At 43.8% G+C, this 15,776-nt stretch carries 12 protein-coding genes; 4 read left to right on the top strand and 8 right to left on the bottom strand.

The annotated features are described in order from the left end of the window. Positions 1–277 precede the first annotated feature (277 nt). Entirely contained in the window at positions 278–1,084 is an 807-nt protein-coding gene (gene pssA / locus V7R35_RS03220) for a CDP-diacylglycerol--serine O-phosphatidyltransferase (protein WP_334013271.1), read from the bottom strand. Between the two features lie 234 nt (positions 1,085–1,318). Between pssA and xdp1 (V7R35_RS03225) the strand changes: the two genes are divergently transcribed. From xdp1 (V7R35_RS03225) to prsT, 3 genes are all read left to right on the top strand, one after another. After that, positions 1,319–2,203 (top strand): exosortase-dependent surface protein XDP1, encoded by an 885-nt coding sequence (gene xdp1 / locus V7R35_RS03225; RefSeq protein ID WP_334013272.1) that lies wholly within the window; start codon positions 1,319–1,321, stop codon positions 2,201–2,203. Positions 2,204–2,393: 190 nt separating this feature from the next. After that, positions 2,394–3,269 (top strand): exosortase-dependent surface protein XDP1, encoded by an 876-nt coding sequence (gene xdp1 / locus V7R35_RS03230; protein ID WP_334013273.1) that lies wholly within the window; start codon positions 2,394–2,396, stop codon positions 3,267–3,269. Between the two features lie 102 nt (positions 3,270–3,371). Then, the gene (prsT, locus tag V7R35_RS03235; RefSeq protein ID WP_334013274.1) at positions 3,372–6,191 is read left to right on the top strand and encodes an XrtA/PEP-CTERM system TPR-repeat protein PrsT; all 2,820 of its coding nucleotides are present in this window, start codon (positions 3,372–3,374) and stop codon (positions 6,189–6,191) included. 48 nt (positions 6,192–6,239) lie between these two features. Here the strand turns inward: prsT and dld are convergent, their stop codons facing one another. The 4 genes from dld to rluD form a co-directional block, all read right to left on the bottom strand. Then, positions 6,240–7,940: a D-lactate dehydrogenase gene (gene dld, locus V7R35_RS03240; RefSeq protein WP_334013275.1), complete on the bottom strand. Its 1,701-nt coding sequence runs from the start codon at positions 7,938–7,940 to the stop codon at positions 6,240–6,242. A 145-nt stretch (positions 7,941–8,085) separates the two neighbouring features. Continuing rightward, positions 8,086–10,662 carry an ATP-dependent chaperone ClpB gene (gene clpB, locus V7R35_RS03245; protein WP_334013276.1) on the bottom strand — a complete coding sequence of 859 codons (2,577 nt, stop codon included), beginning with the start codon at positions 10,660–10,662 and terminating at the stop codon, positions 8,086–8,088. Positions 10,663–10,783: 121 nt separating this feature from the next. Further along, complete coding sequence (gene pgeF, locus V7R35_RS03250; protein ID WP_334013277.1) at positions 10,784–11,512, bottom strand: peptidoglycan editing factor PgeF; 729 nt, start codon at positions 11,510–11,512, stop codon at positions 10,784–10,786. A gap of 4 nt (positions 11,513–11,516) precedes the next feature. Continuing rightward, positions 11,517–12,500 (bottom strand): 23S rRNA pseudouridine(1911/1915/1917) synthase RluD, encoded by a 984-nt coding sequence (gene rluD, locus V7R35_RS03255; RefSeq protein ID WP_334013278.1) that lies wholly within the window; start codon positions 12,498–12,500, stop codon positions 11,517–11,519. Between the two features lie 186 nt (positions 12,501–12,686). On the opposite strand from rluD, the gene V7R35_RS03260 reads away from it, so the two are divergent. Further along, complete coding sequence (locus tag V7R35_RS03260) at positions 12,687–13,451, top strand: outer membrane protein assembly factor BamD (RefSeq protein WP_334013279.1); 765 nt, start codon at positions 12,687–12,689, stop codon at positions 13,449–13,451. A 68-nt stretch (positions 13,452–13,519) separates the two neighbouring features. On the opposite strand, the gene V7R35_RS03265 is transcribed toward V7R35_RS03260, so the two are convergent. The 3 genes from V7R35_RS03265 to V7R35_RS03275 all read right to left on the bottom strand — a co-directional run bounded on the left by V7R35_RS03265 (position 13,520) and on the right by V7R35_RS03275 (position 15,553). Further along, the gene (locus tag V7R35_RS03265) at positions 13,520–14,236 is read right to left on the bottom strand and encodes a ChrR family anti-sigma-E factor (protein WP_334013280.1); all 717 of its coding nucleotides are present in this window, start codon (positions 14,234–14,236) and stop codon (positions 13,520–13,522) included. Beyond that, entirely contained in the window at positions 14,229–14,840 is a 612-nt protein-coding gene (locus tag V7R35_RS03270) for a sigma-70 family RNA polymerase sigma factor (RefSeq protein ID WP_334013281.1), read from the bottom strand. The genes V7R35_RS03265 and V7R35_RS03270 overlap by 8 nt, the downstream gene beginning before the upstream one ends. 137 nt (positions 14,841–14,977) lie before the next feature. Beyond that, the gene (locus tag V7R35_RS03275; protein ID WP_334013282.1) at positions 14,978–15,553 is read right to left on the bottom strand and encodes an LON peptidase substrate-binding domain-containing protein; all 576 of its coding nucleotides are present in this window, start codon (positions 15,551–15,553) and stop codon (positions 14,978–14,980) included. Positions 15,554–15,776 lie beyond the last annotated feature (223 nt).

The raw sequence follows: 15,776 nt of genomic DNA on the forward strand, positions 1-15,776 counted from the left end.
CTTGCCAGCTGCCTCTCTCGAAGCGGATGCGTATCTTACAGCGCATCTTTTTTTTGTCAACACCTTTGTTTATTTATTTTTAAACTTGGTTTTTGACTTCCTCATTAGTTGAAAGCTTATCGCTGTTCCCTGTTGAGGAGGCGCGCATTTTACGCATTATCATTAAGCCGTCAACACTCTTTTTTAATAAAACATAAAAAAGGCGACCAAGAGGTCACCTTTTAATCAATACGTTTATTATCAAACCAATTTTGGGTATTTGGCTCGATTTTAAATGTTATTTTGTGTTGTCACTGGCTTTACCACTGCTAACGTCGCTATTTGTTACTTGAAAGTCAGCATCTTCTTCGTGATCACCTACTACATCATCAAGTGTCACCTTCTCTACGGTGCGGAAAGTATTGATAGGACCTGCCAACGCGTAAAGAGCGAATACCATAAACAGCACAAGCGCTGGCTCTGTGGCGACAATTACAAAAATAAGCAATATAAGTAGAAGAGCCACAAACGGTACTTTTCCGTGCCAGTTTACTTCTTTAAAAGAGTTATACTTAAAGTTACTCACCATTAGCAAACCTGCCAGCCCAGTAACCGCAGCTACAATAAGGCCGTAATCAGTACCAACGGCGTCATATTCAACGCCAACCCAAACAAGACCAGCAACAACAGCCGCAGCGGCTGGGCTTGCTAACCCCTGAAAGAAACGTTTATCGGCGATGCCAACTTGCGTATTAAAACGTGCTAAACGAAGAGCAGCACCAGCAACATATATAAATGCGGCCAACCAACCGAGTTTACCTAATTCGGTCAACCCCCAGTTGTAAGCAACAAGCGCAGGCGCAACACCGAAAGACACCATATCGGCCATCGAGTCGTATTCTGCTCCGAAATCACTTTGTGTATTGGTCATTCGAGCTACACGTCCATCTAACCCATCAAATATCATTGCCACAAAAATTGCGACCGCAGCTGCTTCAAAGCGGCCGTTCATTGAAGACACAACGGCGAAAAAACCTGAGAATAGGCCCGCAGTTGTTAATAGGTTAGGAAGCAAGTAGATTCCTTTTCTCTTCTGTTCAGACATATGTCCTCGTTTTTCAACTTAATCTGTAGTAATTATTTCATATCTAGCGTTATTCGCATAGCTGTCTGTATACATCCATGAGATAGCGTTGATAAACGTACTCCATAACATCGTATGGGTTCGCATACCCAACACACTCCTTATACATATTAGAATCCGATTTCCATGTTGAAGTTCCTCGCGCTCAGAGCGCAAGAGGCGCTTACCCACTCAATTGTAATAGGATTAATTGATATGCGGTTAAGTTCCATTGTTAAAATTTGCCTGGCGTTGTCTACTACTTGTATAGCGAACAACGCAATTGCCGGTAATTGGTACAACTATAATTACAGCGGTTGCGGTACGAGTACCCAATCTACTAGTATCGAGTGTAACTCGCCTCTTGGTGAGAATGTTTATAACCTTGTCGATAAAGGCGTTTTCGAGAGCACATCCACCACGTCATCAGACGTTGCGATAGGCGGTGTGGATATTTCTATCAGCGGCTGGGCCGATACTTTTGGCAGTAATGACGACATTGTTGTAGGTGCAAATACGTACAAGATTTCAGATTGGTATGGGTACGGTGTTACAAACCAAGATTGGGAGTACAGCCACAACTCTCCCGACCATGCCATTGATAATATGAATACAGTAAGTGGCAACTGGCAAGACTTTGACTTTGTCCTTTTCTCGTTCTCTGACTCAGTCACGTTGCAGGGTGCTGGCTTTTCATGGGCATACAGTCAAAGCGATACACAGGTTTCTGTTGCCGCTCTAGACAACATCAGTTCTTTGACATCTGGTAGTAGCACTTGGAGCAGCATTGTAGGGGACGCCTTAACAGCCTCTTATAATGTAGAAAAATGTGACACAACCGATGAGCATTTAAAATACAAATCTGAGTTTGCCATTAATACATCGGCAAAATACTGGCTTGTAGGTGCGTACAATAAAGTATTCGGCGATATTGGCGGTTACTCAACTAATGATGCGTTCAAGCTAACGAGTATCGGTTTTTCAGTGGACGGAACACCAACGCCACCAACAACTACTGCAGTGAGCGAGCCAGGGACCATAGGATTACTATTCGCGTCTGGCATGCTAGTTATGTGGCGTAGAAAACGAGCAGCGCATTAACAGATAAGATATCACCCTACCAAAGAATAAAGCTGACAGTTTTCTACTGTCAGCTTTTTTTACCCCGCGTTATCTCCCTTTACCAAAGCAAGATAAAAATCGATAAAAACCAATAACTTAAAAACTGGCACGCATTTAGCATAAAATGGGTAAGTACCCCTAAATAAGCTATTTGGTAGTTTTAAAAGATATGAAGTTTTCTACATCGCTAACATTACTTTTACTTGCCGTAAGTTCATCGGCTTTCGGTTCAGATTCAAGCCTTGCCAGTGCGAAATATGATGCACGATACACGCTAGCCAACCCTAATGGCAGTGCTAATTACACACAGACAACAAATGCTCAGAACAGCAGCACGTCGATTGAAATAAACGGCGTTCAAGTTAATGTTGGAATTACAGCATGGTCAGACTCTTACACAGGCAATCCAGACAATATTTTAGAAAAAGGCGATATAGAAGGCTGGTGGAATTGTACACTCGGGAAAAATGGCTGTACCACACAGAATAGACATAAAGGATACGGCATAAAAAATGGCGATTACTCTTGGGGTGGTGACAGTCACGCAGTTGATAATAGCGGTGACGGTTATGGTAGAGACTTCGATATGTTTTTACTATCATTCAGTGAATCAGTAACGCTTGAAAATGCTGCCTTCACTTGGGTTGTGGGCAATAACGGAAGCAAAGAAGTAACCGTTGCTGGCCTTGACAATATCGCTGGTATCACCAACAAAGCTAGCTCTACATGGAACAGCGTTAAAAGCGCGATTGTAGATAACACACTTGGCCATTTTGGCGTCGGCACAATAGGTTCAAACGGGTTATATGAATCAACATTCACGAGTATAACTGGTAGCGCTAAATATTGGTTAATCGGCGCATACAATACCATTTTTGACGATAATGCTTCGAGCAAGTTCAACAGTGTAGAGTTAAAGCTGTCGTCTCTTGGTGTTTCAATGACTCAACAAACCCCAGCAACAGAAGTAAGCGAACCAGGTGCGCTAGCACTAATGAGCTTAGGTCTTGGTTTGTTGCTATATAGACGTAAACGTCGCGTTTAATTGTTTAAAATTAAACAGAAAACACGTATCTTTAAAAGGTGGCTTTAGCCACCTTTTTTTATGCATAAAAATACCCCTCGTCAGGTGGAAATATAGGTACTCATGGACATCTTGCTCAATAAAAAACGTGTATTCAATCGCACCTTACTGTCACTCGCTGTTACATCAATGCTTTCATTTAGCGGTGCTAGTTTTGCTACAACATCTGAAGACTATGAAAAAGCACTTTCTTCATTTAATAAGAACGAATACGACGAGGCCTATATACACTTAAAGAATAGCCTACAAAAAGACCCTGAAAATTTAGCCGCTAAACTACTTATGGGCGAGATACTGCTAATTAACGGGTATTTAACTGCCGCTGAAATGGAATTTGTAGAAGCGCTTGAAATGGGTGCAGATATAAACCTGTTAGCTGAGCCCCTCGGAAATACGTGGCTATTTCTTAACAAATACAAAGAGATTGTTGAGTTTACCAACCTAGAGCGATTATCTGGCGACGCTGAGCGAGAGTGGCTGCTCATTAGAGCAACGGCGTGCCTGCGTCTTGAGGACGAAGCCTGTGCCCTTCGTGACTACAATACCATTGTTAAAAGTTCTCCAAACTTTGTACCGGCAATAAATGGCCTTGCATCAATTGCACTACAAAATGAAGAGCTGGCAAAAGCGCAAGCGTTAATAGATGATGCTATTTCACTCGAACCGGAAAACGCGATTACTTGGCGCTTGAAAGGTCAACTTGCTTACCGTCAGGGTAATACAGACGCTGCTACTGCCAATTTACAAAAAGCGCTATCTTTTAACCGAGACGACCCCATAGCACTTAGAAACCTTGTAGATCTTTATCTAGAGGCAAAAGACTACGACACAGCAAAGTTGTTTGTTGACGAAATTATTGAAGATACGCCCAACGACCCGTTGGCCATACTATTAAACAGCTGGCTTCAAAGCCGCGACAGCGAGCAAGCCATTGACAATACAAAGTTGAAAGAACTCAATGAGTTTATGGCGCAACTTGACCCCGAACTCATTACTTCACAGCCCATGCTGCTTTACATTAGCGGCTTAACTAACTTCTTCAACAATAATATGGAAACTGCAGCAAAAGACTTTAACGCTTACCTGCAGAAAGAGCCCGATGATCTTCAAGCTGTACTTATGCTGAGCCAAGTTTACATTGCAACACAGCAAGATAAACAAGCACTAGGATTGCTAGAGAGACATCAGTCGGCACTTATGTCTGATGTAGATTCAGCGCTGCTGCTAGGTGACCTATTTATTCGTCAGAAAAAGGCGTTTAAAGCTGAACGCTTGCTATCTGACTTAGAAATGCAATTTCCAAGCGAAGGAAAACTGCAACTTTTTAAAATTAAGCTAATGGCCGCACGCGGCAAACAGCAGCAAGCGTTAGATATTTTAGAAAGTAATTTAGAAAAATACACTGAAAACGCGGGCTTTCTGTTTACATACTCTTTGATGAACCTTCAAGCGGGTGAGTTTGATAAAGCACTTAAAGGTGCCGAGCTATTAAGTTCAATATTTCCAGAAGAGGCTGAAGTTTATAACTTAAAAGCAGGGATTCTAATTCGCCAAGGACAGCTTGACCAAGCCAAATTAAATATAGAAAAAGCGTTGGAAGCAAACCCCACCCTATTTCCAGCTAAGTTCAATTTAGCGGCAACAGAAAGTAGGCTTGGCAACGTTGACGCATCAAACAAACTTGTAGAGGAATTGCTTCAGCTGTCTCCTCAGCACAACGAAACGTTACTTCTTAAGGCCTTCAACTTAACAAGAGGAGGTGAAATAGAAGAAGCAAAGCAAATTTATCTCGATATTCTAACACTCACACCGTCAAACGTAGGTGCACGAGAGCGTTTATCTCGTCTTTATCAGCAGCAAGGTGATACAAAAAGCGCCCTATACCATCTTGATTTACTGTTGAAAGACGATTTTGACAATGCAGATTTCTTACTGCGCAAGGCGCAACTGCTGTTAGCCGCTAATAAAATGGCTGATGCACAAAAAGCCTTAAGCATTGTGAAAAACTTCATTAACGAAGCGCCAGACAAGTTACTTACGTACTCTGACTTGATGCGAACTATTGGTGATAGTGATGCTGCTAAAAGCGCAATGGAAACCGCTTATTCCGTTTCTAACAATAACACCTTCGTTACCCTACGCTACGCAAGTCTATTATTAGACCTACAGGATAACAACAAAGCTGCTTCACTGTTGGCGTCTGTTCCTAACACACAGCGCCAAAACCCAGTGTATTTCTTTTTAAAAGGTAGGCTAGCTGCAAATAACGGTAGCAGTGATACCGCGGTTAAACACTACAAAGAAGCGTTGAATATAGACCCACGTTTTGCACAGGCATTTATTGCTATCTACAACTATGCCCTTAATGAAGAGCACGTAGAAACATTCTTGAACACCGCTCGCGACCTAGTAAAAAAAGATGATAGCAACTTGCTTGCGAAAAACCTGCTGGCGCAGTATTTGTTCTTTATTAGAGTTTTTGATGAGTCTATACAACTTTACCAATCACTTATTGAAGAACCTGGACTGCTGAACCCTGCAGAAGCACATAACCGTCTTGCGCTTATGACAATGGACCGTTCACTTGAAAAAGCTAAAGCATACGCAGTGAAAGCTTACGAATTGCAACCAACGTCGGCACGCGTGCTTGATACGTTTGGGCATATTAAAGCACTAGAGGGTGACTATGAAGGTAGCTTAAAAATGCTTCGCGATGCATTTTCTAGAGACGCGAGCAACCCGAACATTCGCTATCATCTGGGCTTCACGTTAGCGAAACTGAAGCGCATTGATGAAGCAAGAAAAGAGCTAGAGTTTGCAGTTAACGTAGAGCGCCCTTTCTTTCTACGCCCAAAAGCTCAAGAGTTACTTGATAGCCTCTAACAAAGCGCCACAGCTCCTTATGCGCTTAAGGCCGTATTAGAATTCAAGTCAGCAGCATGAGCAGTTACGCTTATGTTTCTCCATCCCACCAACGCCGGGATTAAACGTGTTGGTGGGATCTAACGATGTATAAAACTTTACCAGCGCATCTTCTGCCTGATACAAATGCCCTACATTGTGCTCAGCGGGGTATTTCGCCCCTCTAGAATCAAGCAGAATTAACATATCTTGCTTTACTTTTTTGGCGTCGACGCCCTTTTTAAGCACGTAATCTTGATGAAACACATGACAGAAGAAGTGGCCGTAATACAGTGACTTATCGATATATTGAGCGATAGAGGCTGGCAGTGTTTCCACCCATTGTGAGTCATTACGACGAAGCGCAATATCTAAAGCAAGAATGTCTCCCACCGATTTGTCTTTTAGAGTTTGATATCTTACCGCAGCGCCTGCTGCCGCAAAGCGAAGCAAAAATGCCTTTTGGGCTTCGTTTTCAGTGCAAGTAATGTATGCGCCTTTAGCATTATCTTCCTTAAACAATGCGCTTAAATACTGTTGGGCTTCCCTAATTCCTTCATCGCTTACTTTAAGAATGAGATGGTGTTCGTATTTATCGCGAAACGCCCTAATACGCTTAGGCAAGTGATCAGGAAAAAGCGAGCTTACCGCTTGCATGATACGATCGGACAGAAACGAAGGCAGAAAAGAGACTTTGTTTAGAACGGCATCTAGTCTCCCTTTCGCAGCAAACAGCTTTGGTAAAAATGATGTGCCCAAATGATAGATGCTTAGAAATGTGTCTTTGCCATATTTATCAGCGATATCGAACATATCGCGATGAAGATATTCTGCTACCTCAGGCAAATGCGTAAAATATTTTAGCATGTGCTGCCTTAACTCTGTAAGCACGCTTGCATCATTGGTACCTATGTAAAACGTTTGCTCTTGTTCAGGCATTGGAAAAGTATCGAGTACCACTGCGAACACAGCTATTTTTCCGGCACAGCCGCTGGCTTCAAAAAGGCGGGATGGATCGGCGTTGTAGCGACTTGGTGTGTTTGCGTCTACATCTCTTACAATACTGTCATAATCACTTGCAGAGGCCTTCCTGCTGGTTTGATATTGCGTTTTATCAAAGTTTCCATTGGTTAAATTTGTGAGGATCTCTTCGGGCGATTCGCCTAGCTCAATACCAAGATGATTGACAAGCTGCAGTTTTCCGAATTTATCTACCTGTGCAAACAGTGAAAGCTCTGTATATGCAGGGCCCCTTTTAATCAATGCTCCACCTGAGTTGTTAGCAATGCCACCAACAATTGATGCACCAAGACACGACGAGCCAATAACAGAATGTGGGGCGCGCTTAAATGGTTTAAGCATACCTTCAAGCTTGTGAAGTGTTGCACCTGGAAAACTGATTATTTGCTTCGCGCCGTTAAGTAGAACTATTTCGTCCATGGCAAGCGTGTTTATGATAACTACCGGTCTATCGTAGTCGTTACCATTGGGGGTAGAGCCTTCCGTTAGCCCTGTTTTCGCTGCCTGCATGATAATAATGCAATTAGCTTCCACGCACACTTCCAAAAGTTGCCAACAGGCTAAAAGTGTTTTTGGAAACAGCACCGCAAGCGCCTCTCCTTCACCACTACGCCAGCCTTTTCTATAGTGCTCAGTTTGTTGAGGTTGAGTAGCAACGTTATCTTCACCAATAATGCCTATGAACCTTTCGATAACGTCTGTACTTCGCATGAATTCTCTCTTTTTTATTCGGCCATGGTTGAGTGGTTACCATACCACTGCGTTGCTAAAAATGAAGCGCAAAAGAAAAAGGGCAACATTTCTGCTGCCCTCTCGTTATGTTTTTCAAATGTTCTCGATGCCGCTTTTCACAGCATTATTGGTTCAATACAAATAAGCCACTGTCATCTGCATCAATTCGAATGGTGGACTCAGGCAATAGCTCACCCGCTAGCAATTGCTGGGCGAGTGGGTTTTCCACTTGCACTTGAATAGCACGTTTAAGCGGCCTTGCGCCAAACACAGGGTCGAAACCTGCGTCGGCTAACTTGTCCATGGCTGCGGCAGACAAGGTCAGTTTGTACCCTTTTTCAGCAAGTCTTGCACGCAACGAGGCAAGCTGAATTTTAGCAATAGACTTAATTTGCTCTTTGCCTAATGGATGGAATACCACAATGTCATCCACACGATTAATGAACTCGGGCCTGAAATGCTGCCCCACCACGCTCATTACCGACGCCTTCATATCGTCATACTGACTTTCGTTGTGTTTATCTTGAATGATGTCCGAACCTAAGTTAGACGTCATGATCACAACGGTATTTTTAAAGTCTACTGTGCGTCCTTGTCCATCAGTTAAACGACCGTCATCCAACACTTGAAGCAAAATGTTGAATACGTCTGGATGTGCCTTTTCAACCTCATCCAATAAAATGACCGAATAGGGTTTACGACGAACAGCTTCGGTTAAGTAACCTCCTTCTTCGTAGCCTACATAACCAGGAGGTGCACCCACCAGCCTTGCCACGGAATGTTTTTCCATAAACTCTGACATATCTATACGAACCATGGCATCTTCGGTATCGAACATAAATCCCGCTAACGCTTTACATAGCTCTGTTTTACCTACGCCTGTTGGCCCCAGGAACAAGAACGAACCAATTGGACGATTAGGATCGGCAAGGCCCGCCCGTGAACGTCGAATAGCATGAGACACAGCCTGAACCGCCTCCTGTTGCCCTACTACGCGTTTATGCAATACATCTTCCATGCGCAACAACTTATCACGTTCACCTTCAAGCATTTTTGCAACAGGGATCCCCGTCCAACGCGACAACACATCAGCAATTTCTGCGTCTGTTACTTTGTTTTTCAACAGCGTTGTCTCGCGCGTTTCATTCTCGGCAGCCTGCTCTAGCTTCGCTTCTAACTCAGGTATTCGCCCATATTGTAGCTCTGACATACGATTGAGATCAGACGCACGACGCGCTATTTCTAAATCAAGCTTCGCCTGTTCAAGCTCACTTTTTATGGTTTGTGTTCCCTGCATGGCATCTTTTTCATCTAGCCACACTTTTTCCAAAGTACTGTAACGTGTTTCAGCCTGTTCACGTTCAAGCTCTATCATTTCTAGCCGTTTGTGACTGGCGTCATCGGTTTCTTTAGCGAGTGCTTGCTCTTCTAACTTAAGCTGAATAATTCGGCGCTCTAAACGGTCCATATCTTCTGGTTTAGAGTCTATTTGCAAGCGAATGCTAGACGCCGCTTCATCAATTAAATCGATAGCTTTATCGGGAAGCTGACGGTCGCTAATGTAGCGGTGAGAAAGACTGGCTGCAGCAACAATTGCTGGGTCGGTGATATCGACAGAGTGATGCAGTTCATAGCGTTCTTTCAGACCCCGTAAAATGGCGATGGTATCTTCAACGCTAGGCTCCTCTACCAACACCTTTTGGAAACGACGCTCTAGTGCAGCGTCTTTTTCAATATACTGGCGGTACTCATCTAATGTAGTGGCCCCCACACAGTGAAGTTCGCCACGGGCAAGTGCTGGTTTTAACATGTTGCCGGCATCCATAGCGCCATCGCCTTTTCCAGCGCCTACCATGGTATGAAGCTCGTCCACGAACAAAATTACGCGCCCTTCTTCCTTGGCCAACTCATTAAGCACCGCTTTTAAACGCTCTTCAAACTCGCCACGATACTTGGCGCCAGCTACAAGTGCGCCCATGTCTAAAGCAAGCACCCGCTTATTCTTTAGACCTTCCGGTACCTCACCATTGATAATTCGCTGTGCTAAACCTTCAACAATAGCAGTCTTACCTACGCCCGGCTCACCAATAAGCACAGGGTTGTTCTTTGTGCGGCGTTGCAGCACTTGCACGGTTCGGCGAATTTCGTCGTCTCGTCCGATAACGGGGTCTAATTTACCTTGCTCAGCGCGCTCAGTAAGGTCGGTGGTATATTTTTCTAGCGCCTGGCGAACGTCTTCAGCGTTAGGGTCGGTTACCGTCTGCCCACCACGCATGTCATCAATGGCTGCCTCCACACTGTCTTTCGTCACGTTAAGGCTTTTTAAGATTTCACCTAAACGCCCTTTGTCTTGAAGCGCTGCAAGAACAAATATCTCCGATGTGATGTATTCATCTTTACGCTGTTGCGCTATTTTATCGCACAAATTTAATAAGATGCCGCTGTCTTTACTAAGCTGTACGTCTCCACCAATGCCTTCAATTCGAGGCAAACGCTCTATGGCTTGGCTTAATGCGCTACGCAATGCGTTAACATTTATGTTGGCTTGGTCAAGCAGTGGACGCACTGATCCGCCCTGCTGATTTAGCATGGCAGTCATTAGATGTACTGGCTCGATGTATTGATGATCTCTGCCTAAAGCTAAAGATTGTGCATCGGAAATCGCGAGCTGAAATTTGCTGGTAAATCTATCTAGTCTCATAATCTCAACCTAACAGATGAAACGTTGGTAATGGTTTATTTATGGGAGCTTATAAATAGTGATTCAAGTAGGATATTGAAAGAACCGCAAAAAAAGTGTGGGTTTTAGAGAGAAGTTTGATTTAGGACAACCCGATAACACTAACAATTCGGCCTGTTGACCTTTTGTTCTGATGTGTTGCGAATCGATGAGAATAAAATAAGTCCTGCCTTGAATATGTGCATAAGCCACTATTTGTAACAGAGAAAACATTGGCATTTTGAAGCTGTTGTTGAGCTATAGCAGGCAGGTTTAGCAGAAACTTTCCCTGGTCTGCACTTGGCTGCACCACATTATCAAAAGCCGAAAAACGACTGGCTACGTTAGTGTCAACTTCATAGCAACGTTGAGATATTGCAGGACCAATCCACGCCATAATATTATTTGGCTCACATTTAAAAGCGCGGATCGCATTAGCAATGATGTTATTTTCTAATCCCTTCCATCCTGCATGAACAGCCCCTACTTGGGTTCCATCCTTATCACACAATAGAATTGGAACGCAGTCTGCCGTCATTATTGCACAATAGAAATTGCGGTTTGATGATACTGCAGCATCAGCGGTGGTATCGACAGATGGAAGCGAAACGACCTTGTTTCCGTGTACTTGCTCAAGCCACGTAATTTTCTCATTGTGTGGAAGCTGATGACGATTTGTCTTTACGAAAAGCAAATCATCACCAACGTGAGCGCCAACATTTAAGCCAGAGAAGTCGCCTATACTTACACCACCAGCACGCGTGCTAGTATAAGCAATAACGTTATCGGGGCAATCCCATTCTGGTGTAATTACGTTGAGCGCGTTTGACATGGTGTTAAAGCATATCCTCAGGATTGTCCAAGCAGTCCTGCTTGACTGCTTTCAGCAAGTCTTGCATGTCTTGCGGTAAAGGCGCTTTCCATGTCATCCATTCTTCTGTTTCGGGGTGAAACAGTGACAACTGCGCTGCATGTAACGCCTGACGCTGGAACCCTCTTAATGCACCAATAAACGCCTCTGATGCACCTTTTGGTAAACGAGGTCGCCCGCCATACACTTGGTCGCCAAGTAATGGGTGCTTAATATGCGCCATATGAACGCGGATTTGGTGAGTGCGGCCTGTTTCAAGTTTTAGTCTTAAGTGGGTGTACGCACGGAATTTTTCAATTACGCGGAAATGTGTAACCGCCGGCTTACCCATTTCGCGAACCGCCATATGAGTTCGCTTAGTCGCATGTCGACCTATGGGGGCATCTACAATTCCCCCCGCTACCATTGTGCCAAGCGCAACCGCTTCATACTCTCTACTCATTTCACGGCGCTGTAGCTGGTCCACAAGGTGGGTTTGCGCAGGAATGGTTTTAGCAACCACCATTAACCCTGTTGTGTCTTTATCTAGTCGGTGCACGATACCAGCGCGAGGAACTTTATCAATTTCAGGCACGTGATTTAGAAGCGCGTTTAACACTGTTCCGCTTGGGTTACCCGCACCAGGGTGCACTACCAAATCAGCAGGTTTATTGATAACCAGAATATGTTCGTCTTCATACACGATGTTCAGCGCAATATCTTGTGCTTTACTGGTAACTTGAACGTCCATCTCTGCTTGTACGGTAACCACTTCGTCCATCTGCATTTTATGTCGAGGAACAGTAATTACCTCTCCATTAACAGCAACGTTTCCATCTTGAATCCAAGTTTTTAGCTTTGAACGCGAATATTCAGGGAACAAATCTGCTAAAACCTGATCTAAGCGTAAGCCAAAGTGGGAAGCTTCTGTTGAAGCTTCTAATTGTATTGTGTTCGGCGACTGTGTCATAACACCATTGATAACGTCTAAAAAAAGGTATTATAACAAGTATTCACGCTGTACACTGCGTTGTTTACGTTTTTGTATGGTTTTTCTCACCGTTAGTGCGTTAGAATGCGTCGAAAGTGTTGTTGTTTAACACATGAGCTTAGGCAGCGAAGTATTAAAACTGTTTAGCAGGAAACTAGAATTATTATGAAATCATTTCGTTTTTTAGCCCCCGTACTTTTGGGTGCTATGGTATCTGTCGCAGGATGCAGCTCTTCAGACCCTGAAGAAAAAGCCGTACTTGCCAATATGGGGGCACAGCAACTTTACGACAGAGCGAAACAAAGCATGGAAGTAGGAAACTTCAGTGCCGCAGCTCAAACTTTAAGCTCGCTTGACTCACGTTACCCGTTTGGTCCTTTGTCACACCAAGTACAGCTCGACCTTATCTACAGCTACTACAAGTCTGGTAAAAATGACGAGACGCTTGCAACTATCGACCGGTTTATTCGTTTAAACCCTAACCACTCAGATGTTGACTACGCGTACTACATGCGCGGGCTGACTAATATGGAATCAGACAGCAATTTGTTCCAAGAGTTAATGAATATCGATAGAACAGACAGAGACCCTTCAAAATCGCGCCAAGCATTTGAAGACTTTCGTCGTTTAATTCAGCAATATCCAGACAGCAAATATGCAGCCGATGCCAAACAGCGTATGGTGTATATCAAAGACCGTTTAGCGCGCTATGAAATTGCGATTGCACGATTCTACATGCGAAGAGAAGCTTACGTTGCGGCAGCAAACCGCGGACGGTATGTTATTGAGCACTTCCCGAATACAACGCAAGTTCAACAAGCGTTGGAGATTATGGTTTCTAGTTATGAGCAGCTTGGTTTAACCGAACTTCGTGATAACGCGATGAAGACATTGAAGTTGAACTACCCAGAAAGTGACTTCATTAGCTAACACAAAGTTATTCCATTTCCTTGGAACATAAAAAAACGCACCATATGGTGCGTTTTTTGTTTCTTTTCTTACCTGAAAAAAAGATGGCTAAATGGATTGAGCAGCCGCGCCAAACCTGATGTAAAATGCAGCGGCTGGTCAACAATGCTAAACACTAAACATCCTTCTTTTGTATCGGCCTTAGGCGTATGTGTTTTATCTCCATCCATAAAAATGAAGTCGCCCGTATCATAATGACTGAGTCCATCGCTAAACTCGCCGTCTATGACAAGTGTGTACTCTGTGCCGCGGTGTGTATGTTCAGGCACGCTGCCACCCTGGCCCATGTAGATGAAATTAGCCACACCTTGGTTTCCTAAATCCACAGGCGCCTGCCATAGCTTGCCCACTAAACTCGACCAGTTACCGGTTTTATCGATGTAACGATGAAGCGTTCGTGGTAGCATAAAAGAGCGCCCATCAAGTTCGATAGTAGTGGCACCGAAAGCTTTATCTCCGTAACCGAATTCGTCGTTTTGCGAAGTAGACAAATAACCGTCCGTTTCTCTTGAGGACGGCATTTGCGTAATCTCAGCAAGCATACTGTCGAAATCTGAGTTTGATGCAGACTGCCGCTCAAAACTAGACACCATTTCGGCAGCAAGTAACTCTGTTTGCAGTTCAACCTGCTTTTGGCACTTTTCACACATATCACAATGCGCAGAGACCATTAACGATGTAGCTGGTGACAGCGTTCCTTCCACAAACTCTTTAATTTGCTCGGAACTTGGATGAAACTTAATCATTATCGCTTAGCATTACCTTTAATCGCTGAAGAGCTAATCTTGTGCGAGACTTTACAGTACCAAGCGGTATTGCTAACTCATCAGCCACTTCTTGTTGTGACTTACCGTCGATGTAAATTGCCTCGACAACTGCTTTCTGTTTTACGGGCAGAGACTCAAATAAATGTCCAATTTGCTCTAACGTAACTTGTTCGTCAAGTGGCGCTTCATTAACGTCTGCGGTTTGCTCGCACAAAACAGGCCAAAGGTCGTCGGAACATACGTCTTCTTTTCTGTTCTGTAGCTTACGAAGCATATCAAAACGAATGTTTCGCGCGATGGTAAAGATCCAAGTTGATGGTGAACCCTTTTCGGCATTAAATAGATGTGCTTTCTGCCACACGTTTGACATTGTGTCTTGCACTAGCTCCATCGCTAGCGCTTCGTTTCCCATCTGCTTCAGCGCATACGAGCGTAAGCGAGGGGCGAAATAACTAAATACATTTGCGAAAGACCGCTTGCATCGACTATCAGCAACCGCGACCAGGTAATCAGACATTTCAGTAGCACACTCTTTAGGTTTGATTGTGCTGTTGCTTTGTTCCAATGGAATTCCAACTAACATAAGATTCGTCCGCTTTTCCGTTTTGGTTCTGTTAATTCTACGACGTTTTGGCTTAATTCGTTGGCAAAATTTTTGATTTATGGATTACGATTTTGTAATAACAACTACTTTTTACAGTTATTTCAGCTTATTACCTCTTAAGCGATAAGAGCCGACAGGTAGTTAAGTAAGCCTGTACATTCTCTCTGTGCTAAAAAATGCTGTTTTTGAGCACCATCTACCGGCAACAATTCTAACCAACGATTCAATACCCATGTAGGGCATTCAAACTTGGGCTCATCATATAGGGATGCAAGCTCATCATAATTCCCAAAAATTTCCTTAAGCCGCTCGTCCATAGGCGCTAGTTGTCGAGGCGATAAATCACACGTCCATGGGGATATCGATTCACATATCCCGGTTCTCAAATCATCCTTGTCCGTCTGTATATTCGACACTTCGACAAGGTGAGAACCAGCAACCTTTATGCCAAGCAGCCCATCATCCAGCATATCGAAGTCGACTACATGGGCAAAAGTTCCGATTTTGTGTATGTGTTCGTTACGCTCTTTGTCGCCATTCGCGTTGAGCATACACATTACAAACCCTTTGTTTTCAGCGCACGCCTCCTTCACCATTCTTACATAGCGTGGTTCAAAAATACGAAGCGCCATCCGTCCCTCGGGAAGTAAGTGTGCAGACAGCGGAAATAATGGGTAACGATTTTCACTCATAGATAACACTTCCAATAATACAGAATCAGTTACGCAACTGAGTACGAATTGGATCGAATGGGAAAATTTTTCACACTTTTGAACAAATTCGTGATCTGACCACTTGCTGTCGATGTAAATAGTGTCATCGTTATCTAGAATCGAATAAGTAAATCAAACACTTGCGCTTCACTGCAAAAAGTACCAGTCTATGAAATATCAGCAGGAGCATATAGGCGTACCT

This window comes from Alteromonas sp. S167 (assembly GCF_036864375.1).
GTDB lineage: Bacteria > Pseudomonadota > Gammaproteobacteria > Enterobacterales > Alteromonadaceae > Alteromonas.